This window comes from Methylomonas sp. Uni0011 (assembly GCF_056850255.1).
Map to the genome: position 1 here is coordinate 591,292 of NZ_JBVVNO010000001.1, position 26,465 is coordinate 617,756.

Consider the following 26,465-nt stretch of genomic DNA (forward strand, 5'->3'; position numbering starts at 1 on the left):
GCTCTATCAACTCGTTATTCGATGGTTTGGAACAAGGTAGCGAAGTCTTCTTCGGACAAACCGGCGTCGCCGAAATCGGCGGCAGTAAATCCCCGGCCCTGGGCCTGTTCGGCTGCAGCCAAGTAGGCAATCACGGTGCTTTCCAACGCCGTGCTTAGTCGCGGCAATTGCTCTACCTGTTCGGCATCCACAGCCAACCGCAACAGCAATCCGTCCGCTGCCAGACAGGCGCTGACGGCAAAGGCTTCGCCGGCGGCCAGCACGGCCTCCGGTTCGAACCGGCCGTTGCCGTACTGGCCCAGCCAGGTGAAGCGCACGCTCGGCAACGGCAATCCGGAAGCGGCCAATTCGAAACCGAAACCGGCGCTGGGCGCTTGCTTGCGGGCAGCTTTGGCCAGGGTGGTCGCCGTCAATGCATCGCTGTCCGTTTCCAGACAGAGCGGATAGCTGTAGCGCAACACGGCGCCGGATTCGGCAACGATATGGGTTTGCGCGTAGCGGACCGCGACCGGCTCCAGCGCAAAACATTCGCCGATGCTGGCCGCGAATGCCGCCAGCAGCAGATCCTCGGCATCCAGATTCAACGCGGCACGCAGGCGTTCCAGGCCCTGAAGTTGGTCGGCCTCGATCCGGATTTCGGCCGCGGCGGCGCAAGCGCCGGTCGCTGCCAGCGCTGCGGATTGATCCGGCACCGCGGCATAGCCGGCGCTCTCGGCCTGAGCATCGCGCTCGCCGGCGGCGGCAGCCAAATCGGCGGCGGCGGCCGGACGCCAGGGCGCGAGCGGCGCCGCAGCGGCGCTACCCGACAAGCGGGCCAGCACGGCGGCACCGATTTGGCTCAGCCCGGCCGCATCCAGACCCAATGCTGGCCGGGCTTGCAGCACCAGCCAACGGCCATCGGCTAAGACCCGGAACGCGGCGTCGCCGCCGGCTTCCGCCGCCGCGTCCGCCGCCAGAATTGCAACGGTTTCCGCCTGCGCCCAGCTCGGTGTCTCGCCGTTAGTCTCGATCCGGGCCAGCAGCAGCGGGTAGTCCGCCGCCACCGCGGCCAGCGCCGCGGCCAGATCGTCGGTAGTGACTGCAACAGGCAGTTCCAGCTGCAGGCTGTCCCAACCCCGGCCGGCCGCCAGCAATTCGCGCTGACCGAAAGTCAGCCAGGCCGGTTCGGCCGCCGCCGGCGCCGAAGCACCGATCGCGGCCGCCAACGCGGCAACGGTCTGGTGTTCGAACAACTGGTTGGGTTTCACGGTCAAGCCGAAGCGCTTGGCTTGCGACACGACTTGTATCCCCATCACCGAGTCCACCCCCATGTCGAAGAAATTGTCGTGGATGCCGACCGGTTCGATGCCCAACACGCCCTCCATGATGCCGACCAGGATTTCTTCGGTGGGATTGGTCGGCGGCGCGGCATCGGCGTCCTCGCGCTGCAGTTTCGGCTTGGCAGCCGTTGTTCCGGCTTCCTCGGCGGCACGTTGCGCCTGCATCCGTTCCAGCAAGGCATCCAGCGGCTGCGGGCTGATCACCCACTGCGGCGAGGCGGCAGAGGCCAACGCCCGTTGGAAGATCTCCAGGCCTTCGGCGGTGGACAAGCTATCGTCCTCGCCATGACTATCGGCGGCGGTGGCCGGCGGCAAGGCAAAAGCGCCGGCCGGCACTTTCTTCAAGGTGAATTCGTCGATTTGGGCCAGGCGCTGCCCGGCCATGTCGTACAAGGCAATATCGAAACTGAGCGATTCGCGGTCGCCGCTCAGGCCGCGGAAACAAACGTGACTGAGAAATTCGGCCGGTAGCGGCGCGGCGATCGTCAGCCGGCCATAACCGAACGGCAGGTACTCGCCGTCGATATCCAAATCCAGCCGCCGCAACAGATGGCCGGTGATCGGACCGCTGGCCATGTCCAACAGGCTGGGATGCAGCATGAACTGATTCAGGTCGTCGGCAAAAGCGGCCGGCAACTGCAAACGGCCCAACAGATGGTCGCCGCCGCAGCGAATCTGGCTTAGCACTTGCCAGCGCGGCCCCAGGCTGAGGAAGCCGGAATCGTCCTGCACCGCCTGCGGCCGGCCGTCGCTGAAATCCAGCACCTCGCCGGCGCAACTTGCCGCCAATGCCTGCGGGTCGATCCGGGCCACCGCCAGCTCGGCGGCGTAAATATCGCCGGCCAGCAGCGGCGCCTTGACCCCGGCTTCGCGGGTGTAGACCTCGAAGCCGTAGCCGCCGCCCGGCAACGCGTTAAAGTCGCAATGCACTTCGGCCATGTCCAGAGCCGGCACCATCAACGGCCGGAAGAAATACAAATTATCGATCGCGACCTGTTCGGAGCCGCGGTAATCCTGGAACGCCGCCCGCACCATTTCCACCAGGCCGGTACCGGGCATCGTCGCCACACCTTCGATCCGGTGTTCGAGCAGCGCCCAGTGGTCCGGTTCGCGCAGCCAGGCCGTGTAGCTGGCGTGTTGCGCCGATTTTTCCTGGCACGAGTGCAGATAAGGATGAGCCAGCGTCTTGCCGGCCGGCAGCGGCGGCAGTTCGCGCCGGGCATATAAGCCGGCATCGACCGCCATGCCGGTCTCGCGCCAGCCGCCGAAGTTCAACGACACCACCTTGCTGGTGCCGAAACCGGCGCGGGCATAGGCGTCCAGCACGTTGTTGGCGGCGGAATAATCGACTTGGCCGATACCGCCGATCACGGCAAACAAGGACGAAAACAGCACGATGAAGCCCGGCTCGGTATCGGCGGCGCGGAACGCCTGCTGCAAGGCCAGAATGCCGCGCACTTTGGGCCGCAATACGGCTTCGGCCGCATCGCGGGTTTTCAGTTGGATCAAGCCGCCGCCGGCCACCCCGGCCGAATGCACCACCCCGGCGATCCGGCCGTATTTGTCCAGCAACGCCGCAACCAGTTCGGTCATACGCTCGGCGTCGACCACGTCGCCTTGGCAGATTTCCACTTCGGCGCCGCGGGCTTCGATCGCCGCCAGTTTGCGGATGCGATCGGTGGTCCGGTCCTGCGCCTCGTGTTCGGCCAGCCAACGCGGCCATTCGGCTTTCGGCGGCAAGGCCGAGCGGCCGAGCAGGACGATGTGCTTGGCGCCGCGGGCGGCCATGTAGTCGGCCACGGCCAGACCCAGCCCGCCCAGACCGCCGGTCACCAGATAGGCGCCGTCGGCGGTGAAATCCAGCGGCGCCGGGTCGATCCGGGTCGGTTCGTAGTGCGCCGCCCAACGGTAACCGTGGCGGCAGGCGGCGAAATGGTCGGCCGGCGCCAGCAGCGGTTTGGTTTCGCCGCGCAGCCGCGCCAGTTCGCCGACAGCGCGGTCGGCGCTGACGGCGATGGCAGCGGCGCCGACCAGATCGTCCGGGCTGAAATCCAGATTGCGGCTCAGGAATTTGCGGTATTCGTGGCCCAGGCACAGATGCACGCCAAGCAACGCCGCCTTCAGCGGGTTGACCGGCTCGGCCGGCAACACGTCGTGGATTTCGCTGGACAGCGTCAGCAACGGCAGGCGGCGGTCGCCGGCCTCGGCCGAAAACTGCTGCGCCAGAAACACCAGACTGTGAAAGCTGCGCTCCAGCCAATAGTCCTCGCTGTCGAGTCCGGCCGCGGAGCGCGGTGTGGCGCACAGCGCATGCACGATTGCGGTCGGCTGAGCCTCGGCGAACACCGCCGCCAACCGTTCGAAGTCGGCGGCGTCGCCGATATTCAGGCTGTAGCCGCTTTCGCCGTCGTCGGCGAAGCCGGCGCCCGGCGCGACAATCACCGCGCTGCCGCCGGCCGCCTCGATCCGCTCGGCCAGGGCCCGGCTGAATCCGTTACGCTCGGCGACGATCAACACCCGCTCGCCGGACCAATCTCCTATGTCCGGCAGGCGGCCGGGCTGGCGTTTCCACGACGGCGCGTAAAACCATTGCGCCGGATCGGCCAGACGTTGCGCCGGGTTTTCCGTGCCGGCGGCGCCGGCTTGCGGCGGTTCCAGCCAGTGGCGCTCGCGGGCGAACGGATAGGTCGGCAGCGAAATCCGCCGTCCCTGGTTATCGCTATCGATCCGTTCCCAATCCAGCTCCAGCCCGGCCGCCCACAAATCGCCCAGCGCCTGGCGCAATACCAGCGCATCGGGCTTGGTTTCCTTGGGATGGCGCACGGTTTGCACCACGGCCGCCGCCGCTTTGGCGGCATTGATCGCGTGTCTGGCGAAGGTGCTCAACACGTTGCCGGGGCCGATTTCGATGAAATAACTGCCGCCGCCGGCCAATAAGGTGGCCATACCCTGGCGGAAGCGGACGCAACCGAGCAAATGCCGGGCCCAGTAGTCCGGGTCGCAGGCGTCGGCGGCGGCCATCCAGTCGCCGGTCAGGTTGGAGACGTAGGGCCGGCTCGGCGGCTTGGGCGCCGCCTGCCGCACCGCGGCGGTAAAATCGGCGATCATCGGCTGCATCATCGCCGAGTGGAAGGCGTGCGAAGTCAGCAACGGCCGGCAGGCGGCGCCGGCCACTTCCAGCCGCTCGCGTACCGCCGCGATCGCGGCGTGCGGTCCGGACAACACGCAGGCATTCGGACTGTTGACCGCGGCCAGGCTGACCTCGCCGCCGACATAGGCCGCTACCGCGGTTTCGTCCAGCGACACCGACAGCATGGCCCCGGACGGCATGGCTTGCATAAGCGCGCCGCGCAAAGCCACCAGCCGCAAGGCCGCGTCCAGCTCGAACACCTCGGCCAGGCAGGCTGCGACGTATTCGCCCAGACTGTGGCCGATCATCGCGTCCGGCTCGATGCCGAGCGCCTGCATCTGTTTCGCCAGCGCGTATTCGAAGGCGAACAGCATCGGCTGTGCCAAGCGGGTCTGCCCCAGTTGTTCAGTGAGCGCCGCATCGGTCGGATCGGCGGCCAGCACGAAATCGCGCAAATCCAGCCCCAAATGGCTGCGCAGCTGGTCGCAACAATCGTCGAATACCTGGCGGAATACCGGCAGATTTTGGTAAAGCCCGCGCCCCATGGTCAGATACTGGCTGCCCTGGCCGGTGAACAGGAATACTTTCTTGGCGTCGGCCGGCAGCGCTTTGGTTTTGGAGGGATTGTCGCGAATCGCGGCCAACCCCTGCTGCAAGGCTTCCAAACTATCGGCAGCGACGGCGGCGCGTACCGGAAAGGCTTTGCGGCCCTCTTGCAAGGTAAAAGCCACGTCGTCCAAATCGACGCCGGGTTGGCGGCGCAAGAAATCGTCCAGATTTGCCGCGGCCCGGCTCAAGGCCTTGGAAGATTTGGCCGACAACACGAAGCTGCGCAATTTTGCGCCGGAACGGGTGACCGGCTGCGGCGGCGCTTCTTCCATGATGGCATGGGCATTGGTGCCGCCGATGCCGAACGAGCTGACCGCGGCGTAACGGGTACCGGCGCAATCCCAGTCGCGCAGAGTGTCGTTTACGAAGAACGGGCTGTTGGCAAAATCGATGCGCGGATTCGGCGTGCCGAAATGCAGGCTGGGCGGCAGCGTGCGGTGCCACAAGGCCAGGGCGGTCTTGATCACCGAGGCGACGCCGGCCACCGGTGCCAGATGGCCGACATTGGTTTTCAGCGAGCCCAGCGCGCAATAGCCGGTGCGTTCGGTATGCTTGCGCCAGGCCCGCGCCAACGCGGTAATCTCGATCGGATCGCCCAGCGGCGTCGAGGTGCCGTGGGCTTCGACATAGCTAATCTGGTCCGGATCGACCCCGGCATCGGCCAAGGCCCGCTCGATCACATGCATCTGGCCGTCGATACCCGGCGCGGTATAACCGGCCTTGAACGCACCGTCGTTGGTTACCGCAGTACCGCGGATCACCGCATAAACCCGGTCGTGGTCGGCCAACGCATCTTCGAGGCGTTTCAATACGACGATGCCGACACCGCCTTCGCTGAACACGGTGCCCTCGGCTTTGGCGTCGAAGGTACGCAACAAGCCGTCCGGCGAAGCCATGCTGCCTTCCTGGTATTGGTAGCCCAGGCCGCCCGGCACGGTCGCCAGGGCGCCGCCGGCCAGCGCCGAGTCGCATTCGCCGGCGCGCAAGGCCCGGCAGGCCAGGTGGATCGCGACCAGAGAGGTCGAACAGGCGGTTTGCACCGTGATCGACGGCCCGGTCAGGTTCAGCTTGTATGCGGTGCGGTTGGTGATGTAATCCGGCTCGTTGCCGATGCCGGCGATCAAGTCCTTGGACGACGCGAACATGATGTCGCGGTTCGGGAAAATGTTATTGAAAAAATAGCGCGACAAGGCGGTGCCGGCATAGACGCCGACCGTGCCGGGGCAGTCGTCCGGGATGTAACCGGCGTCTTCCAGCGCCGCCCAGGCGCACTCCAGGAACAGGCGCTGCTGCGGATCGAGCAGTTCGGCTTCGGCCGGGGTATAGCCGAAAAAACCGGCGTCGAATTTATCGACGTCGTCCAGGTAATAACCGGCGGCCACCCAGGAACCGCCGGCCACTTGCTTGCGGACGTAGGGAATCGAGGCGGCGTCGTGCGCGGCGATGCCCTGCTGCACTTCGTCCTGAGTGTAATGCCGCAACGCGTCGCGGCCGGCAACCAGATTGTCCCAGAATTCGCTGACCGAATTCGCTCCCGGAAAACGGCCGGCAAGGCCGATGATGGCAATGGCGCCCGAGTTGGCTTGATTTGCTTGCATGTGCTTTGCTTCCGTTGTCTATGTTTCGATGAAATTGGCGGCAGGCGGGCTTATTCCGCGCCGCTGCGGCGACGCGGCGCCCGGCCGGAGCGTTCCCGTTTCGCGCCGTCTGCGGCCGCAGTGGACGGTGCCGCGGCGCGCGGTTTCGGTTGCAGATAGTCGACCAGCGCGGCGATGGTCGGATAGACGAAAAACATGTCCAGCAACGGCACGTCCTTGCTCAACAAAGGCCGCAGCCGGGTATGGATCTTGATCATGTCCACCGAGGTACCGCCCAGGTCGAAGAAATTGTCGCCGGGGCCGACGCTGTCCACGCCGAGCACTTCGCGCCAGACGGCGCAGATTTGCCGGGCCAGATCGGAATCGGCCACCGCCACCGCGGCGACGGCCTCGACTTCCTTGCGCGGTTGCGGCAGGGCTTTGCGGTCGAGTTTGCCGTTGGCGGACAGCGGCAGTTCGTCGAGGCGGATAAACAGCGACGGCACCATGTAGTCGGGCAGTTTCTGGTTCAGGTAGTCGCGCAAGCGGCTTTCGAAACCGGCGTCGGAATGCTGGAACCGGGCCTGCGCCAGTTGCAGTTCGCGCAGTTCCGCGTCGCCGAGTTCGACGCCGCCGACCAGCGCGTGCAGATAGGCCGAACGCTGTTCCAGCTGGAACAGCGGCCGGGCCCGTTCGAAATCGAAACCGCCGAGCTGGCAGGTAGCCAGACCGAAGCGATGCGCGTCCTGCTCCAGAATTTGGGTGATCAGGCCGCTCTCGATCCGGCACAGGTGCATGGAATCCTGGCCGTACAGCGGTTCGATGGCCTCCAGATTGGCGACCAGGAACAGGTGGAAGGCGGCGCTGTCGACCATCGCCGCGTTCCAACTGCCGTAATACGCGGCGTCGATCCGGCCGTTACCGGGCAAATGCACCAGACGGTGCTGGTCCGGATCGTAGTAATACATGCCGCCGGCCAGGCCGGCGATCCGGCCCGGTACCGCATAGAGATAGAGTTGCACCGGATACAGCGAACCCGCCGAACCGTAGCGGTATTTCGGGGTGGCCGCAGTCGGATCGCGGCGCAACCGGCTCAACAGCCGGCCGAGACTGCCGAGATCGACGGCGGTGTCGGGAAACAGCCGCTGCGAGCGGCGGCGATAGCCGGCATCGCTCGCCTCTGGCTCCGCGGCCAGCGCCACCGCCTCGGCCGCGGCGTCGAAGCGGCGCAGGCCGGGCTGCGACAGGCGAAAGCGGATTTTGTCGTTGTCCTCCGTTTTGGCGGCGGCCGGTGCCTCCGGGTCGCGCACGTAGTAGGCGATCAACTGCCGCGCCCGGCCGCTGTCGCCGGTGACGGCGCACACCGCCGCCTTGACGCCGGCAAAGCGCGCGATATTGATTTCCACTTCGCCCAATTCGACCCGAAAGCCGTTGATCTTGACCTGGAAATCCTTACGGCCGAGAAACTCGATGTTGCCGCAGGGCAGCAAACGGCCGAGGTCGCCGGTCCGGTACAGCTTTTCGCCGCTGCGAGGATGAGTGACGAATTGGGCCGCGCTGCGCTCGGCGTCGCGCCAATAGCCCAGCGCCACGCCGATGCCGCCGATGTACAGCTCGCCCGGCACCCAGACCGGACAGGCTTGCATCTGCTCGTCCAGCACGTGAAAGCTTTGGTTGAGCATGGCCTTGCCGTAGGGAATGCTGCGCCAGTCCGGGCTGAGCTCGCCGATCGGATAGATGATGGACCAGATCGAGGCTTCGGTGGCGCCGCCCAGGCTGAACTGTTGCGCATTGGGGCAGCTACGCCGAATCGCCTCCGGCAGCGGCAGCGGAATCCAGTCGCCGCTCATCATCACCAGCCGCAGGCTGGTATTCGGCCGCCGCGCCACCTCGTCCAGATAGGTGGTGTAAATGTCCATCAATGCCGGCACGGTGTTCCAGAGCGTGACGCCGTGGCGCTGCACCATCTCGTCCCAATGGCCGGGGTCGCGCTGGCGGTCGGCATCCGGCAACACCAGCGCACCGCCGGCACCGAGTACGCCGAAAATGTCGTAGACCGACAGGTCGAAATTCAGCGCCGACAAACCCAATACCCGGTCGTCCGGACCGACTTCAAAGCGCTGATTGATGTCGACGCAGGTGTTCAGGGCGCCGCGATGGTCGATCATGACCCCTTTCGGGGTACCGGTGGAACCGGAGGTGTAGATCACGTAGGCCAGATCGGTCGGCTGCCGCATTACCGGCAGCGCTTTGACCGGCTGCGCCGACGCCGCCAATTCGGCGACCGTCAGCACTTCGATACCCGCCGGCAGCCTCAGCCCGGCAGCGGCATCTGCCGCCACCACCCGCTGCAAGCCGGATAATTCGATAATCTGGGCGATCCGGTCCGGGCCGTAACCGGGTTCGATCGGCAGATAGGCGCCGCCGGCCTCGAGAATGCCCAAGGCGGCCACCACCTGCCAGCGGCCTTTCGGCAACAGGATGCCGACCAGCTCGCCGCTACCGGCACCGCTCTGCCACAAGCGCTGCGCCAAGCGATTGGCCAGCCGGTACAGCTCGCCGTAACTGAATTCGGCCTCGGCGTCGATCACGGCAATCCGCTCCGGATTGGCACGGGCCTGGCGTACGAAAGGCTCGTGCAGCAATCCGGCCGGCACCGGCGCCGCTGTGGCGTTAGCTGCTGCGATCAATTGCCGCTGCTCCCGCGGCAACAGGTCGAGTTCCGGCCGTTGCCAGAGCATGTCGTCCTGAGCCAGACCTCCGACCAGTTGCCGGTAGGCGTCGAACATCGCTTCCAGGAAGCCGTCCGGAAACAGGCCGCTCACCGAGTCCCAATCGTATTCCAGTTTGCCGGCGTCTTCGGTGACCTGATGGTCCAGCCAGACCTGCGGCGTCTGCGTAATCGTGTAATGCACGTCGCCCAGCCACGACATCGCCGCCGGGGTGTCGTCCGCCGGGTTCGGTTTGATCGCGCTGGTAAACACCACCGGGAACAAGGAGGCGTTGGCGTCGCGGCGCTGTTCGGTCAATTCCCGCAACACTTGCACGCCGCTGACGTAGCGATGGTCCATGTCGCGCCATAACTGCGCCTGCACCGACTTGACCCGTTCCGAAAATGACGCCGGCCGGGAATAATCCAGCTCCAGCAACACCACCGACGTAAAGTCGCCGACCAGCACATTGACTTGCGGATGAAACGGCAGCCGGTTGAACAGCGTCAAGTTCAAGGTAAAACGTTTGCGGCTGCTCCAGCGGGCGACGACGGCGCCGTAGGCGGCCAGCAGCACCGCCGACGGCGTCACGCCCAGGCGTTGGGCGCGGCTTTTGATTTGGCCCCAGCGCGCGGCGTCCAGGCTGGCGGACAGGCGGCGGAATTGCGGGCGGGCTATGCTTTCCGGAGCCACGGCCAGCGGAAAATCCGGGCCGGGCGGCAGGTCCTTGATTTTTTCCCGCCAATAGTTGCAGGACTCGCGGTAGGCTTCGGTTTGCTTCATCAATTCCAGACCGCGGACGTAGTCGGCGTAGGACAGTTCCAGCGGCGGCAATTCATCGCCCTGGTACAGCCGGCGCCATTCCTCGCTGAGGATGTCGAAGCTCAAGGCGTCGAAAATCAGCACGTCTATGCTCAGATGCAGCCGCACCACGCCGTCCGCCAGCAGGCTGGCGCGAATGTCGAACAAGGGCCACACCGCGGTATCCAATACCTGGTGCGACATTTCCTCGCGGACTTGCTCGAGACTGGCGTTGCTGTCGTCCCCGGCGACACTGGCGTCCAGCACTTCAAAGCGATATGCGGGGACCGTTTTTAAAATCTGTTGGCGACCGTCGGGATTGACGACGGCGCGCAGCATGTCGTGGCGCTGGATCAACCGGTTGAAAGCCGTTTCCAGCCGCACCAGATCCAGGCCGCGGCAGTCGACTTCCATGTAGCCGTGGGCGGCGATATTGCCCAGATCGAATGCCGCCTGCCGCCCAACCCAATACGCCTGCTGAATGTCGGTCAGCGGAAACGGCTCGAAGCGGGCCTCGCCCATTGGCTGCAGTTTCGGTACGTAGAAGTCGGTTTGGGCTTGGGACCTATCGTCCTGCGACCGTTGTTGCAGTCTGGCCATCAGACTCTGGCGCTGTTCGTTGCTCAGCTCGGCGATCAATGATTGTGTGTTTGCCATCTCTTTGTCTCCAGTTAACCCGTTGGCTCAGGACGCGGCCAATTCGGCGCCGTCGCGCACCAGTTCCGCCAGCAGCGCCTGCAAATCCGGCGAATCCTGCAATGCGTGCTCCAATACGGCTTCCGCCAGTTCGGCCACGGTCGGGTGTTTCATGATGTCGGTCAGCCGCAAGCGGCAGCCGTGGCGGCGATTGATTTCGTACAGGATTTGCGTCGCCAGCAGCGAATGGCCGCCCAGGGCAAAGAAATCGTCGCCGATATGGATGCTGTCCAATTGCAGGTGCTCGGCCCAGATCGCGGCGATTTCGCTTTCCAGCGCATTGCGCGGCAACTGTCCGCCCAGCGCGGCCTCGGCCGCTTCCTGACCATGGGCCAGTTGCGCCAGTTGGCGCCGGTCGATCTTGCCGTTCGGGCTCAACGGAAATTCCGTCACTCGGGTGCAGACGCCGGGTACCATGAATGCCGGCAACTTGGCCGCGGCGGTTTGTTTCAGCACGTCGCCCAGCTCGGTCTCGGCGCTGTAGAAAGCCAGCAGACGCTGGCGGCCGGGCTCGCCGTCGGCGATGACCACCGTCCGCTGCACGCCCGGCACTTGCGCCAGCACGGTTTCGATCTCGCCCAGCTCGATGCGGTGGCCGCGAATCTTGACTTGAAAATCGGAGCGGCCCAGGTATTCGACCATGCCGTCGGGATTGAGCCGGCCCAGGTCGCCGGTGCGGTACATGCGCGCTCCCGGCGTCGCCGAAAACGGATCCGGCAGGAACGCGGCCGCGGTACCGGCCTGGTTACCGAAGTAGCCCCGGCACAAGCCGTTGCCGGCCAGATAAATTTCGCCCTTGCCACCGGCCGGCACCGGATTCAGATCGGCGTCCAGCAGATAAAGCTGGCTGCCGGCGATCGGCCGCCCTATCGTCACCGGCCCCTGGAACCGTTCCGGGAAACGGACGAAGGTGCTGTAAGTGGTATCTTCCGAAGGGCCGTACAGGTTGTAGACCGCCACGTCCGGATAGTGCTGCTGGATGCCCTGCACCAGGGCCAAGGGTAAGGCTTCTCCGGCCAGATTGATGGTGCGTACCGATGCCGGTACCGCCCGCTGCCGCAGAATTTCTTCCATCGCCGACGGCACCGTGTTGATCACGGCGATATCGTCCTGGCGCGCCAGTTCCGGCAGGTGCAGGATGTTATCCACCATCACCACCTTGCCGCCGTGCGCCAGCGGGTAAAAGATTTCGTAAACCGACAGGTCGAAGCAGACCGAAGTCGAGGCCAGCATGCCGGCGCCGGCCGGCAACGCGAATTCCTGCGCCGCCCAGTCGATCATCGACGCAGCGTTGCGATGTTCGATCGCCACGCCTTTGGGCAGGCCGGTGGAGCCGGAGGTAAAAATGATATAGGCCAGATGTTCCGGGCTGACCGTGCTGGCCGGCGCCGTGTCCGGGCACGAGGCCAGGCGCGGGTCGGCCGGGCTCAGCATCGGCGCGGCGTTGGCGGCGGCCGAGATGGCGGCATCGGCCGTATCGGCGAGCAACAGTTTGGCTTCAGCGCAACGCAAGATCACGGCCCGACGTTCGGCCGGATAGTTGGGATCGACCGGCACGTAACAGGCGCCGGCCTTCAATACCGCCAGCAAGGCCACCACCAATTGCGGCCCGCGCGCCAGGCATACCGCCACCCGGTCTTCCACACCGACGCCATGCTGTTGCAGCAAATGCGCCAGCCGGTTGGCCTGGGCGTCCAGTTCGCGGTAGCTCAACTCGGTGTCGTGCCACCGCAGCGCAATCTGTTCCGGCGTGCTTTTGGCCTGGTCCGCGCATAAATGATGCAGGCAGCGGTTGTCGTAGGCGATGGGCGGATTCATGCCCAAGCCCTCGCGTTCCGCATCCAGCAGCAAATCGATGCTGCCGAGCCGGGTGTTCGGCGCCGCCGCCAGTTGCGCCAACAGCTTGGCGTAACGCGCCAGCAAACGTTCCGCGGTGTCGGCTGCGAACAGCGCGGTGTTGTAGGTCAGCACCAGCACGGTCTGGCTGGCGTCGGCCACCACGTCCAAGGTCAATTCGTATTTGGTGTGGGCGCTTGGCGGCACCAGCGGCGTGAAACGCAAACCGCCGCCGGCCAGAGCGCCGACCGCCTCGTAATTGAACACCGCGCTTACCAGCGCCGGCCGGCTCGGATCGCGCTCCGGATTGACGGCGCGCACCAGTTCGGCGAACGGAAAACCGCGGCGTTCGAAAGCTTGCAGAAAGTCGTGCTTGGCCTGTTGCAGGTAGTCGGCGAACGTGGCCTGGCTATCGCTGTTGCCGACGATAGGCAGGACGTTGACCCCAAAGCCGATGAAGCTTTCGCCGGGCCGGTCGCCGTGCATCGACACCGGCACGCCGATCACCGAGCGCTGCTGGCCGCTCAGACGGTTCAACAGCAAGCGGTAGACGGCCAGCATGACCATGAACGGCGTTGCATTGCAGCGTTGGGTCAGCGCTTTCAATTGGGCCGCGACCGCGGCATCCAGCACCAGGCAGGTGCGCTGGGCGGCAAAGCGCTGTTCCGGCGGGCGCGGATAATCGGTCGGCAAATCCAGTGCCGGGACGCCCTGGCCGAACTGCTGCAACCAGAATTCGCGATCCTGCGGCCGTTGCGCGGCAACCCGGCGATTGGCTTCCGCCAGCGTCACCGGCCGCGGCAGCGCCAGCGCGCTACCGTCGCGCAGGTGGCGGTAGAACTCGACGATTTCCTGGATCAGCAAGCCGTAGGAAATGCCGTCGATAATCATGTGATGGGCCAGAAACAGCAACCAGTAGCGGTCGTCGCCCAGCCGGGCCAGAAACGCTTTAATGAGCGGCGGCCGGGTCAGATCGAAAGGTTCGGCGCTGCGCGCCAACACCCATTCCCGGGCCTTGGCTTCGGCCAGTGCATCCGGCAAGTCGGAAAAATCGGCTTCGACCAGCGCCGCATCCGGCTCCTGGCCGATAACGACCTGGCTACGCTCCTCGCTCAATGCAGCGCGCAACGAGTCGTGCCGGGCCACCACGCCGCGAAAGGCCTGCTCCAATTTGTCCCGCTCCGGCGCTCCGGCCAGCTCGAACAGCACCACTTCGTTGTAAGCCGCCTGCACTTCCTCGCTCAATTCCAGATGCACCAGGATGTCCTGCTGCGCGCCGTTCAGCGGCAACGCGGCCGGCGCCTGCGGCAGCCGCGCCGTGATAACCGCCTGATAACCGGCATGGACTTCGGCGGCGGCTTGGATAAAGCCGGCGCGTTGCAGCAAATCGGTCCAGGCGGCGGCCGGCAGCAACGGATAGTCGGCTCGTAACGTGCTGTCCTGAAACGCCCACCAGCCGTCGGTCAGGCCGAAGATCAAGTCCAGCCAGGGCTGGCGACCGACGCATTCCAGCAACAGCAGGCGGCCGTTCGGCGTCAGCAGGCTGCGCAGATGGTTCAGGGTTTTGCTCAGCTCGGCGGTCGCATGCAGCACGTTGGAGGCCACGATCAAATCGAAACTTTGCCGGACAAAACCCTGCTCGGCCGGGTCGCGTTCGATATCCAGGGTGGCGTATTCGACCTGCGGGTAGCCGGCGAATTCGCGCTCGGCGCGGTGTAAAAAGGCGCTGGACAGGTCGGTAAACAGATAGCGCAGATCACGGCGGCTCAGGCCGGGCAACAATTGCGCTGTGGCCGAACCGGTGCCGGCGCCAACTTCCAATACCGCGGCTTTACCGGAAACGTCGGCAACGGCGGCGGCCGCCGCCCGCGCCAGAGCCGCATTGGCCGCGGCAGCGCCGGGGGCGTGGCGGTAAAGCCGTTGCAGCAAGGCGTAGTTTTCGCCGCCGAACAGCACTTCCGCCGCATCGCTGCGGCCGCACAGCACGGCCGGCAACGCGGCGGCGCACTGCAACAATAAGTCGACTGCGGCGGCGTCGGCCGAACTGCGCGCCTCACGTTCCAGATCCGCGGTCGCCACCGGCAACGCTTGCAGCAACTCCCAGTCTTCGCCGACGGCGCGCAGCCAGCCGGCTTCGTTCAACATCGCAAACAGGCGGCCGAACAGGCGGCGGCGCTTGGGCGCCACGCCGATGGCGCCAGCGGCGCGTTCGACCTTGCAAATACCGCCGATATGTGCCGGCAAGACTTGCAATTCCTGCAAGGCCTGGGCCGCCAACGCGGTCGCCAGTGCATTCAATGCCTGGGCGCCGGCTTCGCTGCCGGCCGCGTCGCGGCTGGCCGGCAATGGCGATCCGGCCGGCGGCGGGAAGAAACCGCCTTGGCGCAGGGCCTGAGCCGATTCGCGCCCGGCACGGACGATAAAGTCGACGTCGGCGTCGCTATGGGCGCTGCTGAGGAAGCAGGTGTGGCCTTCCCAGATGTACACGCCGCGCAGCGTCATGTGGTAGAAAAACAGATTGGCTTCGATGGGCTGGAATTCGACGCTGTAATTGTCAAAAAACACGAAGCGAAACAAGGAGCCGGCGTGGTTGACCCGAATCGCGAAACCCTCGGCGGCGAAATAGTCGTTCAATTCCTGTACCAGCCGCGCAGTCTTGGCGGTGATACCGGCTTGCAAGGCCGGGCCGGCATCGCGCAACTGGAGCAGTACCGCAACGGCGGCGGCCATGGTCAGCGGATGGCCGCTGAAGGTGCCGGCAAAGAAAGTCGCGGTGGCCGCCGGATAAGAGTCGTCGTCGAATTGCCAGGGGCCGCCGTCGATCGCGTTCATGAAGCGGGCGTTGCCGGCGACGATGCCGATCGGCATGCCGCCGCCGGCCACCTTGCCGTAAGTGACCAAGTCGGCGCGGACGCCGAAATATTCCTGGGCGCCGCCCGGCGCCAAACGAAAACCGGTGATGATTTCGTCGAATATCAACGCGCAACCGGCGGCGCTGGCGATTTCCCGCAAGCGCTGCAGAAACTCGCGCGGTTGCAGGCCAGGCCGCCGGCTTTGCACCGGCTCGACCACGATGGCTGCCAGTTCGCCGGCATGGCCTTGGATCGTAGCCAGCGAGGCCTCGTCGCCGTAGGCCAGCACGATGGCGTCCTGCGCCACCGAGAGCGGCACGCCGGGCGCGATCGGCAAACCGCTGCCACCCTCGCCGCCGGCCTTGACCAGCATGGTATCGGAATGGCCGTGGTAAGAGCCGGCAAAGCGGACGATGCGGGTGCGACCGGTGACGGCTCTGGCCATCCGTACCGCGGTCATCACCGCTTCGGTGCCGGAATTGGCGAAAGCCACCCGCTCGCAACCGGTCAGATCGCGCACCAACTGCGCCGCCTCGCCGACCAGAGGGCTTTTCGGCCCGACCTGGATGCCGTCCGCCAGCTGGGCGGCCAGGGCTTGCTTGACCAACTCCGGGTTGTAGCCGAGCAGGCTGGAACCGAAGGCCATGGTCAAATCGACGAATTCGTTGCCGTCCAGGTCGTAAATCCGGGAACCGGCCGCGGTTTTGACCACCAGCGGGAAGATCATCGCTTTGGTCGCTTGGCGAAAACCAAGCGAACTGCGGTAATCGGCGAACACCTCGCGGTAGGTTTCGGCATAACGTTTCGAGCCGGCATGCTTGGCCTGGTAGGCAGCGGCCAGTTCGCGCAGATGTTGCTGTTGCGCCGGGTTCAAGCCGGCCGCCGCGGCATTACCGGCGGCCGGCAACGGCGTTGCCGGCCGCAAAGCCGGAGCCGGAGCAGCTGCCGGCGCCGGACTGGGGCTGGATGCCGGCACGGCAGGCGCCGGTTGCGACGGCGAAGAGACGCCGCCGCGCAACAAGCCGAGTTGATCTTGCACCAGGCGGTTGAACGCATCCAATTGCCGCTCCAGCAGACCGTGCCATTCGCCTGGCGCGGCGGCACTGGGAGCGGCAGACGGCAACGGCGCCTGTTCGGATTCGGCCGCCGCCGGTAATGCCGCGGCGGCGGCCGGCTCGGCGTCGAGTTTCGGGCTGGCGGCGGCAAGCGCCGGCGCCAGCGTGTCGATGCTGGACAGCTCGGCAAACAAGCGCGCCATCCCGATATCGACCGCATAACGTTCGCTTACCAGGCGCAACAGTTCGGTCAACACCAGCGAGTCGGCGCCCAATTCCAGGAAACTGCGCCGGTTGTCCAATTCGTCGGCCGGGCGTTTCAGCAACAGGCCGAGCTGGCGTTGCAACCAGCTAGCGACCGCTACAACGGCAGCGGCCGACTCTGCCTCGGCACCGGCCGGCAAAGTAGCGCCCTGCTCCGCCAGCCAGACGGCCAGCGCCTGCAGGCTGCGCAAGTCTTCGAATAAACTGTGAATCGCAACTTGCACGCCGAAACGGCCCTGCACCTGACGCAGAAACTCCACCAGCACCAGCGAGTCGGCGCCCAGTTCCAGGAACGAGCGGTTGGGGTCGATGTCATCGGTTGCGCATTTCAGCAACGGGGCTAGTAAACGGGCAAGTTCGCCGGTCGTGGTGGTGGCGGTCGCGGTCGTCATGGGTGTCCTGGTGGTAGGTTGGAGCCAAAAACGGCTGGGTTGAAACGGATAGCCGGGCAAATCGAGGTGGTCGAAGGTTTCGCCGGCCCAAGCGGCGCCGAAATCGACGCGGTAACCGGCGCGCCACAACTCGGCCAGGGCCGAATTCAGCGCCAGCCAGTCGGGGCGCTGCGCATCCAGGCTGGAGACGACGGCCGGCGCCGGGTCGAAGCGACGCAGCATCGCGGCCAATGCCGGTTGGGCGCCGATCTCCAAAAACGTTCCGACACCTAACGCCTCGGCGGCGGCGATACATTCTCTAAAGCGTACCGGTCGGCGCAGATGTTCGACCCAATAGTCGGCGTCGAAGCGCGCTACCGGCGCCGCGTGCAGGTTGCCGATCACCGGCAGCCGCGGCGCTTGCCACGCCACCTGATTGGCGACGGCGCGGAATTCTTCGAGTATCGGTTCCATGTCGGCGCTGTGAAAAGCGCGCTTGACCTTCAACGGCAGCACGGCGATACCCGCAGCCTTGGCGCGTTCGGTCAGCGCTTCCAGCGCCGGCAGCGGACCGGAAACCGTGACCTGCGCCGGGCCGTTGTCGGCTGCCAGCGCCAACGCCGGGTCGGCGGCGATCAGTTCCAGAGCGGCGGCCTTGCCGGTCAGCATCGCCAGCATGCCGCCGCGGTCGGAACAACGATGCATCAGTTGCGCGCGCAACACCACCAGGCGCAAGGCATCGGCCAGCGACATCGCCCCGGCAAAGCAGGCGGCGACGTATTCGCCCAGACTGTGGCCGACCGCGACGGCCGGGGCCAGGCCGCAGCTTTCGAAATAGCGCGCCAGCGCGTAGCCGACCACGAACAGTGCCGGTTGGGCGGTCGCGGTTTCGGCCAGATGGTCGCTATCCAGCGCATCCGGGCCGTACAACAACGGCGCCACCGGTACCATACCGGCGCCGCTCAATAACAGATCGCATTGGTCGACCGTGGCCCGGAACACCGACGCATGCGCGTACAATCCGCGGGCCATGCCGGCATATTGGCTACCCTGCCCGGTGAACAGGAAGGCCAGCGGTTTCGGCGTGCCGACGACAACCGCCGGCCCAGCCAGGCCGCTTTGCGCCAGCCGGGCCAGGCCGGCCAGCAATTCGCCGCTGTCGGCGGCATGCAACACGCTGCGGTAAGGCAAGCCGCTGCGGCCGCGGTTGGCCTGATAACACAGGCTGGCCCAGCGCTCGGCGCCGGCTTGCAGAAAATCCAGGTAAGCCTCAGCCAACGCCGCCAAATCGGCCGGCCGCTCTGCCGACAACAACAAGGCGTAATGCGAACGCTGCGGCCGATTTACGGCGGCAGCGGCCGGTTCCGCCCGGCGCAGCACGACGTGGGCGTTGCTGCCGCCGAAGCCCATCGAGGTGACGCCGATGTGGCGTAACGGCTGTTCTGTCGCGAAACGGCGCAGTTCGGTATTGACCGCCAGCGCCTTGGCATCGAAGCGGATGTGCGGATTCAGCGCGCTGAATCCGGCCAGCGGCGGTACGGCATTGTGTTGCAGGCACAACACGGCCTTGATCAGGCCGGCAATGCCGGCCGCAGCTTCGAGATGGCCGATGTTGGCCTTGACCGAACCGATCAGGCATGGCCGCTCGCGGCCGGCCCCGACCACCTCGGCCAGGGCGCCGGCTTCGATCGGATCGCCCAACGCGGTGCCGGTACCGTGCGCTTCCAGATAATCGACCGTACTCGGCTCCAGTTTGGCCACGGCGTAGGCCCGGCGTAACAAGGCGCGTTGGGCGACGCCGTTCGGCGCGGTCAGACCGAAGCTGTGGCCGTCTTGGTTGATCGCGCTGCCGGCGATGTAAGCCAGCACCCGATTGCCGCGCGCGGCCGCCTGCGTTTCCCGGCGCAACACCACCAGCCCGACGCCTTCGCCGCGCACGTAACCGTCGGCTGCGGCGTCGAAACTGTGGCAGGCAGCCGTAGCCGACAACATGCCGGCCTTGCCCAGCGCGCGGGTCAAGGCCGGATTCAGCATCAAATTGACGCCGCCGACCAGAGCCGTGTCACATTCGCCGGCCAGCAGGCTTTGGCAGGCCAGGTGCACCGCCACCAGCGACGAGGAACAGGCCGTATCCACCGCCAGGCTGGGACCGCGCAAGTCCAGAAAATAAGAAAGCCGGTTGGCGGCGATACTGGCGGCGGTGCCGGTGCCGGCGTGGCCGTCCAGGCTGCTGTCGCTACGCCAGGCCAATTGCCCGTACTCCGAACCGCTGATGCCGATGAACACGCCGGTAGCGGAGCCGGCCAATTCCTCGCGGGAAATGCCGGCCTGTTCCAGCGCGGTCCAGGCCGCGGTCAATAGCAAGCGCTGCTGCGGATCGAGTATCTCCGCCTCTTTCGGCGAAATATGGAACGGCGCCGGATCGAACAGGTCGATGCCGTCCAGCCAGCCGGCGGCACCCAGCGCGTCGACATCGTCCACCAAGCCGGCCAGCAAGGCCTTGCGCTCGGCGGGTAGCGGCCGCACCGCGCTGGTGCCGGCGCTCAGTAAATCCCAGAACGCCGCGGTGTCGTCCGCCCCCGGAAAGCGGCAGGCCATGCCGACGATCGCGATGTCGGCACTCGCTTCGGCGCCGGATTCGCTAGCGAGCGTCTCGGCTTCGCCGCGGCATAAATACTCCGCGACCCGGTCGATGCTGGGGTAGTCGAACAATAGATTGGCCGGCAAGCGGCCGTAGCCGAAGGCTTTTTCCAGTTCGTCGGTCAGGCGCACCGACAGGTTGGAATCCAGGCCGAATTCGCCGAACGCGGCATCGCAACCGATTTCGGCCGGCTCCAGACCGGACACTTCAGCTACCCGCTGCCGCAACCAGGCGCGCACCGCCTCGGCGTCGGGCCGGGTTGCGGCGGCGCCGGATTCGGTTGGCGCCAGTTGCCGTTCCAGATTGCGATTGATCCATTGCGCCAACGGCTGCAAGCTGTGTTGCAGGAAGCTGCGCTTGGTTGCCGCGCGCTGGATTTTGCCGCTGGTGGTTTTCGGGATCGCACTTTCCCGTAACAGCGCGATGGCGGCGGTTTGCAGCTCGTGGCCGTCGGCCACCGCCTTGCGGATCGCCGCGAACAATTCCTGCGCATGCTGCTCGGGCTTGAAACGGCGCGAGGTTTCGGCGACCACCACCAGGCGTTCCTCGCCGTCGGCGGTGACGGTGAAGGCCGCGGCGCCGCCCATCTTTAATAACGGGTGGGCCTTGTCCACCGTCCATTCGATATCCTGCGGATAATGGTTTTGGCCGCGAACGATAATGACGTCCTTCAAGCGGCCGGTGATGTAGAGTTGATCGGCGTATAAAAAGCCCAGGTCGCCGGTCCGCATCCAGCGCCGGCCGGAATCGTCGCCGGCCACGCAGGCGTGAAAGGTTGCTTGGGTCTGCTCCGGATTTTGCCAATAGCCCGGCGATACCGCACCGTTACGCACCCAGACTTCGCCGACCCGGTCGGGCGGGCATGGCGTCAAGTTGTCGGGGTCGACGATCAGCAATTCGGTATCGGCAATCGGGTAGCCGCTACCGGCCAGCGACAATGCCGACGGGTCGTCGGCGCTGGCGAATACCAGCCGGTTGCGTTGCAATTCGGCGGCGCGGACCCAGACTTCTTCCGCCGCCGGCCGCTCGTGCCGGTGCTGGCCGCTACTGGCGTAATGCAGGCCGGTAACGATACAAGCCGCTTCCGCCAATCCCCAACTGGGGCTAAACACGCGGAAATCGAAGCCCGCCGCGGCGAAGCGTTCGGTGAAGGCGCGCATGGTCTGCATCCTGACCGGCTCGGCGCCGTTCAGCGCGTGTTGCCATCGGCTCAGGTCCAGACCGGCCAATTGCTCGTCGCTGACGCCGTGCAGGCACAGGTCGAAGGCGAAGTTCGGCCCCATGGTATGGGTAATGCCGAAGCGGCTGATCGCTTCCAGCCAGCGCGCCGGCCGTTGCACGAAGGCGGCATTGGGCAGGATGTAACAGGCCATGCCGCAATAGACCGGCGTCAGCAGGCCGTAAATCAGGCCCAGATCGTGAAACGGCGGCAGCCAGGTCAACAATCGGGACTCGGCGCTGTGGCCCCCACTGCGGTCGAAGTAGTGCATGTTGCACATCAGATTGGCGTGGGTCAGGATCACGCCCTTCGGCAACGAGGTCGAACCCGAGGTGTATTGCAGGAAGGCGATATCGTCGGCTGCGACTTCCGGCTTACGCCAGGCGGCGGCCAGCCCGGCATCCAAGGTATCGGTCGCCAGCCAGCGCATCGCCGCAAACTCGGGCAGGCTGCCGAAATGTTCTTCGGCCTTTTCCTTGACGGCCTGCGTCGTCAACACTGCCACCGGTTGCGCCGAACGGGCGATTTCCAGGACTTTTTCCAGGGTTTGCAGCATGCGCGATTGGCGCGGCGGCGGTAACGGGATCGCGATGTGCTTGGCGTACAGGCAACCGAAATAAGAGGTAATGAATTCGATACCCGGCAAATACAACAGCATGACCCGCTCGCCCTCGGCAGCGATGCCTTGCAAAGCCGCGGCCACGGTTTTCGCCTTCAAGGCCACGTCTCGAAACGACAGGGTTTCCGCCAGGTCTTCGCCGTCGCGCAGGTAGTGATAGATCGGAAAATCGGGTTGGGTTTCGGCACGGTGTTCCAGCAAACCCAATAAATCGGCAACCGGCGCCGCTGCGGCGGAATCGGCATTTTTTTGCTCGGCTCCGAGCACGGATGCAATTGAATCGCTAGTCACGGGTTTCACTCTTTAAGGCTCTCTTCGTTTCGAATCGGGGTTGTTTGCTGTGCAAATTCAGCGTTAGCCGATGCAGCGTTACGATATTTTTTTTGGAACTTTGAATCAGTAACGGACTTATCCCAAATAACGTGAAATTGTTCACAGACATATCCGAAAGCAGCATAAGCAGAGACAGGAATCAGCCACACCACCGGCTATTGTTGGCGGTCGCGGCCTGCGGTGTTGTCGTTACGCGCCATCGGTTTCCGCATTGCGCCCGGCGTCGCCTGGCTAGACTCCGTAATCATGCGACAAAAGCCAACCCAGCCCCGCGACATCACGGCACGTTCCGTAAAATTGGTCACTATTTTCTGCACGTTTCCGGTATTTTCTGGATTTTGTCAGCACCTTATGCAATTAACGCGATAAAGAATAAGGGAGGTATGTTACGGCTCAGTTAAACTTGAGAATAAATCGGCGCCGTAGCATGGGCGCAAGACGATTGCGGGTTCGCGGCGGCTGAGCCGGCGTTGAAGCTGGGGAACGTTAAGCTAAGGGTTACCGGTGCCGACGGTCCTCCGCTTTATGCCTTACCGGGCAAGCGGGACTGTGAAAACGGTGGAGATGAGAGCCGAACAGATGACGCCGGTTACGGCAGCTTCAAGAGCGGCGGCGTTGGCCGGCAATCCAGTAAACCAGGCCGCCCAAGGCATTCCAGATCAGGAAATAGGCTTGCGTTTGCCACGGCAGGCTGACGAACAGATAGCCGCAGCCCAGAATGGCGAGCGGGCCGGTCAGCCAGGGCAGCGGCGCGCGGAAGCGGCCCGGCGGCGGCGGACCTTGCCGGCGGGAGATCAGCATGCTGGCGGCGACCGCGCTAAACGCCAGCAAGGTTCCGGCATTGGCCAATGCCGCGATCTCCGCCAGCGGAAACGTGCCGGCGATGGCGCCGACCAACAACGCAGTAAAGGCCGTGGCGCCGGCCGGCGTGCCGCGCCGGGAAATTTTGGCCAGCGCGGCCGGTAACAGGCCGTCCCGCGCCAGCGCATAGAAAATCCGGCTTTGGCCGTAAAAGAACGCCAGAATCACGGTCGGCAATGCGACAACGGCAGACAAGCCCAGAAACCGCGCCGCCAATGGTTGACCCAGTTCGCGCAACACCAAGGCCAACGGCTCCGGGCTGGCAGCGAACCGTTCGTAACTCAGCGCCCCCAACGCCGCCAGCGCCACAGCAATGTAAATCGCCACGCAGACCAACATCGAACCGACGATACCAAGCGCCAGATCCCGCTCCGGATCGTGGGCTTCTTCGGCCGCGGTGGCGATCGCATCGAAACCGTAAAACGCAAAAAAGATGATGGCCGCGGCGACCATCACACCGCGCTCGACGCCGTCGGCGCCGGTTTGTTTGGCAAAACCGAACGGCATGAAAGGTTGCAGATTGACCGGGTCGAATTCGCGCGCCGCCAGCACGACGAACAGCAGCAAGGCGACCAGTTTCAAGCCCACCAGCAGTGCGTTGAAAGTTGCGCTTTCCCTGGTACCGTAGATCAAAGCTGCCGCCACTGCGGCGATGACGGCCACGGCAGGCAGATTGGCGCTGCCGCCGGCCTCGGGGCCTTGCATCCAGTGCCACTGAATCGCCAGCACGTCGTGCAGCAACGGTGCGGCATACCCCGACCAACCGACCGCGACGGCGCTGACCACCAGCGAATATTCCAGAATCAGGCTCCAGCCCACCAGCCAGGCGATCCGCTCGCCGATTACGAGCCGGGCGTAGGTGTAAGCGCCGCCGGCCTGCGGCATCGCAGTCGCCATTTCGGCATAAGCCAGCGCCGCGCAAGCGCAGACCAGGCCGGCAAACACGAAAGACACCACCACGGCCGGACCGGCCTTGCCGGCACCGACGCCGATCAAGGTCAGAATGCCGGTGCCGACGATGGCGCCGACGCCGAGCGCGAGCAGATGGAACCAGTGCAGGCTGGGCCTCAGCCGGTCCGGCGGTGGGGCGATGCCGGTCGATTCCGATATTTTCTCAGCGCGCCGCGTCATGCCTCTACTCCGCCGGATTGGCGCCGGCCTGACCACGAATCGCGGCCTGCAAACCGGTCAGGCTGTCCTGGCTGACCTGAATCAAACCGCGGTGCGGCCGGTCCAGATCAAGAATGATGAACACTAACACCACGATCAAGCCGACCATGATATGAGTGACGAAAGAAGCGCGGTGGCCGGACAGGCCGGTGGCGTAACCGACGATAGCGCCGGTCATCAGGAAAGTAGCGTACAGTAGCAACAGCACGAATTCCGGTACGTGCCGGTTCATCTCGGCGTCGCGCTTGCCGAAATTGTCGATCATCTCGTTCAACGCCGGAATGAACAAGCCGGTCGTCACCGGGCTCGGTGCGGCGGCGTTAGCCTGGCTGGCATATTCCCATAGTCTGGCCTGCATTCTGCCGGCTTCGGCGATCAAGGCTTTACGCCGCACCCGCTCGGTCAGATCGACGTTACCGGTCTGCACCCGCAAATCCAGGTACTCGCGTAGCAAGGCCAAGGTCTGCCCGCGGTGCGGTTCCGCCAGCAATTGCGCGCGCAAATAGGCGGTGCCGATTGCGTTGGCCTCGTCGACCACCGCCTCGCTGCGGCTATCGTAACGCTGCAAAGACAACGAAAAGGTAAAACCCAACAACAGGGCCAGGATGCCGACCAGCGATGCCGAGGTCGCGTTGACATGGGCCTTGAAGTCGTCGCGCACCGTCGGCATGATGCGCAGGCCCACACGATATCCGATCTCTATCGCCAGCAACATCGACAATAACAATAACAATGCGATCAACAGACTGCTGACGTCGTACATAATTTCTTGCATAAGCCCAAACCCGAAATGGCCGAAAGCCTTATTTATACAGTTTCGGCGCTATCCGTTCACGCTTTTGTCGGCCAGCGAGCTTGCCGCTGCCGCCGCCGCGATCAAGCCAGGTTAGCCGCAGCGGGATTCGACTGCGGCTACCACCTTCTCGGCCGGCTCAATCTCCTACCGTGTAGTCTCGCGCTTCCATCATATTTTCCAGCATGCCGAACAAGCGCTGCGGTGTAATCAAACATCCCGCCGCCTGGCCTCGCGGCAGGATTTCCACCACCACGTCCTGACCGGCGGCGCGATTCAGCGTCTGATAGGTGAAATAGTCCACCGACTCCGGCACCGGCTGCAGCCCCTCCCAGTCGCCGTTGGCGGCAGCCTCGGCAAAGATTTTATACGGCCAAACCGGCAGCGTGTCCCGGCCGGCCACGTCGCGTAGCACCGGTTGCCCGGCGTCTTTCAGACACCAAACTTCGTCGGTCTCGAACACGCGGTACAAGAAATACTCCAGTAATTCTTCATCGGACATCTCGGGAACGGCAGCAATTTCGTCTGAGTGAGGTTCGTAGCGCATCGCAATATTCCAGGCAGTGAAAGATACCCCGAAACCAGCAAAAACCAGACCAGATAGCAAGATCGTGCAGACCGAGTTTCACCGTGAAACCTAAACGGCTGGACCAGCCCAGCCGGCCTTGACGGTCGACAAAACCCAGCTCTCTTGTAGGAAATGCGACAAGACGATCCCGGCATAACCGGACCACGTTTTGCGAAAAATGAATCGGCTTTCTTTCGCCGGCTCCGCCGGGAACGCCGCGGCCAACGGGCATCGGCAAACTTTGCGCCGGCCGTTTCCGGTCCCGCCGTGCTCCGCGACCACGACGTGGCATGGCGCTTGCTCTGAGCCAATCGCACCCGAACAGTGTCGGAGCGGAGTCCTGCCAGGTCATTCCAGGCCGTTGGCGCGGGATGCGCCGGTCGACGACATTCGGGCCCAACCTGCAATCCAACATACTTTTATGAGGTAAAGACCATGGCTGAGTTTTACGTCGAAATCAATGCTCAAGCAAACGGAGATCATCTGGTTCACAACGCGGCCTGCACCCTGTTGCCGGCCAAGGACAGCATTCGCTACTTGGGCTCTATCGCCAGTTGCGCCAGCGCAGTCAAAAAAGCCGCCGAATCGTTCCGCCAAGTTAACGGTTGTCCGCAGTGTGCCACGTCCTGCCACGTCGCTTGAGCGTTCGCTTTGAAGCAGATTTTCAGCAGCCGCTTGCCGGCATCCCATTGGTAAGTGCGGATGCCGTCGTCGGTGAGTTTGCCGGCGGCGTCGTAGCTACAGGCCACGCCGTTGGCGCTGCTGATCTGGTTGACGTTGTGACAGTCAGCTCGGTGCTGGCCGTCGGCATGGTGAGAGTGCTCGGGTTGTCGCTAGGGTCGTATTCGTAGCACACACAAAAAGGGGTCAGGTCTAGAAACATAGCAAAACTTTTCAAGGATGCTTAATTGCTAGACCTAATGGAATGGTCCGCCCCACTTCACCAACCGGCTCAAGTGGGCCAAGATAGTCATTTTAAAATGACAGTTGAATTAGCGCAGATCATGAAAGAAACAAAAAATAAAGAGATCAAGGTATTA

7 protein-coding genes are annotated in these 26,465 nt (G+C 64.5%); all 7 read right to left on the minus strand.

Features of this window, described 5'->3' with window-relative positions:
* Positions 1 to 14: 14 nt before the first annotated feature.
* Positions 15 to 6,656 (minus strand): type I polyketide synthase, encoded by a 6,642-nt coding sequence (locus tag AC0IM9_RS02690; RefSeq protein ID WP_482802956.1) that lies wholly within the window; start codon positions 6,654 to 6,656, stop codon positions 15 to 17.
* A 50-nt stretch (positions 6,657 to 6,706) separates the two neighbouring features.
* Positions 6,707 to 10,804 carry a non-ribosomal peptide synthetase gene (locus AC0IM9_RS02695; RefSeq protein WP_482802957.1) on the minus strand — a complete coding sequence of 1,366 codons (4,098 nt, stop codon included), beginning with the start codon at positions 10,802 to 10,804 and terminating at the stop codon, positions 6,707 to 6,709.
* A 27-nt stretch (positions 10,805 to 10,831) separates the two neighbouring features.
* Positions 10,832 to 21,991 (minus strand): non-ribosomal peptide synthetase, encoded by an 11,160-nt coding sequence (locus tag AC0IM9_RS02700; protein ID WP_482802958.1) that lies wholly within the window; start codon positions 21,989 to 21,991, stop codon positions 10,832 to 10,834.
* 642 nt (positions 21,992 to 22,633) lie between these two features.
* Complete coding sequence (locus tag AC0IM9_RS02705; protein ID WP_482802959.1) at positions 22,634 to 24,025, minus strand: amino acid permease; 1,392 nt, start codon at positions 24,023 to 24,025, stop codon at positions 22,634 to 22,636.
* A 4-nt stretch (positions 24,026 to 24,029) separates the two neighbouring features.
* Positions 24,030 to 24,839 (minus strand): bestrophin-like domain, encoded by an 810-nt coding sequence (locus AC0IM9_RS02710; RefSeq protein WP_482802960.1) that lies wholly within the window; start codon positions 24,837 to 24,839, stop codon positions 24,030 to 24,032.
* 157 nt (positions 24,840 to 24,996) lie between these two features.
* Positions 24,997 to 25,404 (minus strand): DUF2750 domain-containing protein, encoded by a 408-nt coding sequence (locus AC0IM9_RS02715; RefSeq protein WP_482802961.1) that lies wholly within the window; start codon positions 25,402 to 25,404, stop codon positions 24,997 to 24,999.
* A 554-nt stretch (positions 25,405 to 25,958) separates the two neighbouring features.
* Positions 25,959 to 26,174, minus strand: a complete 216-nt coding sequence (locus AC0IM9_RS02720) for a hypothetical protein (RefSeq protein ID WP_482802962.1) — start codon at positions 26,172 to 26,174, stop codon at positions 25,959 to 25,961.
* Positions 26,175 to 26,465 lie beyond the last annotated feature (291 nt).